The sequence below is a fragment of the Vibrio sp. Vb0304 genome (assembly GCF_033338995.1).
Lineage (GTDB): Bacteria > Pseudomonadota > Gammaproteobacteria > Enterobacterales > Vibrionaceae > Vibrio > Vibrio alginolyticus.
The window spans coordinates 1-1,270 of sequence record NZ_JAWOTT010000186.1 but is presented as its reverse complement, the minus strand read 5'-3'; the positions used below and the strand labels follow the sequence as shown (position 1 = coordinate 1,270).

At 47.5% G+C, this 1,270-nt stretch carries 2 protein-coding genes; both read left to right on the top strand.

Annotation, left to right across the window (positions count from 1 at the left end; translation table 11 throughout):
- Nucleotides 1–591, top strand: a 591-nt coding sequence (locus R7P35_RS24850; RefSeq protein ID WP_318093045.1) for a DUF692 domain-containing protein, incomplete at its 5' end; no start/stop codon positions are given.
- A partial coding sequence (locus R7P35_RS24845; protein ID WP_318093043.1) for a DNA-binding domain-containing protein occupies nucleotides 588–1,270 on the top strand: 683 nt, incomplete at its 3' end. The genes R7P35_RS24850 and R7P35_RS24845, both read left to right, overlap by 4 nt.

Sequence of the window (1,270 nt, the reverse complement as noted above, 5' to 3'; positions counted from 1 at the left end):
TTTGTCTCTGACCATTTGAGCTGGAGTGAAAATGGTGGGCATTATTTTAACGACTTGCTTCCCCTACCATACACCGAAGAAGCACTGAACGTTTTTACTCGCAATGTGCTTGAAGTTCAGGATTATCTGCAACGCGAAATCTTAATTGAGAACCCATCGAGCTATGTGAAGTTTCAACACTCGACGATCAGCGAGTGGGTGTTTCTCGCTGAAGTTCAGCAGCGCACAAGTTGCCGGTTACTGCTCGATCTGAATAACGTACACGTATCAGCCTTCAATCACGGCTTTGATTGCAATACCTATCTGTCCGCCATTCCGGCAGACAAAGTGGATGAAATTCATTTGGCAGGTTTCACCATCAAGCAACTCGATAAAGGCGAAATTTGGATTGATACTCACAGCCGTCCCGTCAGCACGGAAGTCTGGAAGTTATATCAACATTGGATTGAACAGTACGGTCCGCGCCATACCTTAATTGAATGGGACTTAGATATCCCAGCACCGGAAGTGTTATTGGCAGAAGCGGAAAAGGCCTCGCTCCTTCTCTCCCAAATTACCACCCCGCTTAGCGCTACGAGGAAAGCCTCATGAAGCTAGCCACCTTACAAAACCAGTTTGCGAAAGCGCTTCACTATCAGGCATTGGGCGACGACTGTAATATTGCAAGCGGTCAGTTTACCGCTGACGAGCGCATGCAGATATATCGCAATAACTTTATCATCAGCTTGAGCGAAGTCCTTTCTGCTACTTATCCGATGGTTGAAGCGTTACTAGGGGAAACGTGCTTTGCCCAAATAGCACGTCAACATGTTTTAACGCACCCACTCCAAGAAGGCAGTGTTATTCACTACGGAAAAGACTTTCACCTCACTGTGATGTTGTTTGGTCAGGTCATGGCTCAAGCACCATACAGCCCAGAAGTTGCTCTCTTTGAATGGAACATCGACCTTGCTCGCCAAGCTCGTTATGAGCATCAAGCAGACACAGCCGTGCAACCGCTGACTGAATTACCACACGTACCAGAGTCGCAACATTCTCATTTAGTTTTCCACCTTCGTCCTGGGTGTAAGTGCTTTGATGCTCATTACGCGGTGTTTGATTTATTCGCAGCTGTTCGTACTCAGCAATTCGATCAGCTCAACATCAACCAATTGCAACAAGGGGTGATCCGCGTCGAGCCCAATGGTGAAGCGCAGTGTTTCGCGCTGGATGCCGAAGCCTATCAATTGCTTGCCAGCTTGGAACAAAAGCAATGTTTGAGCGATATCCC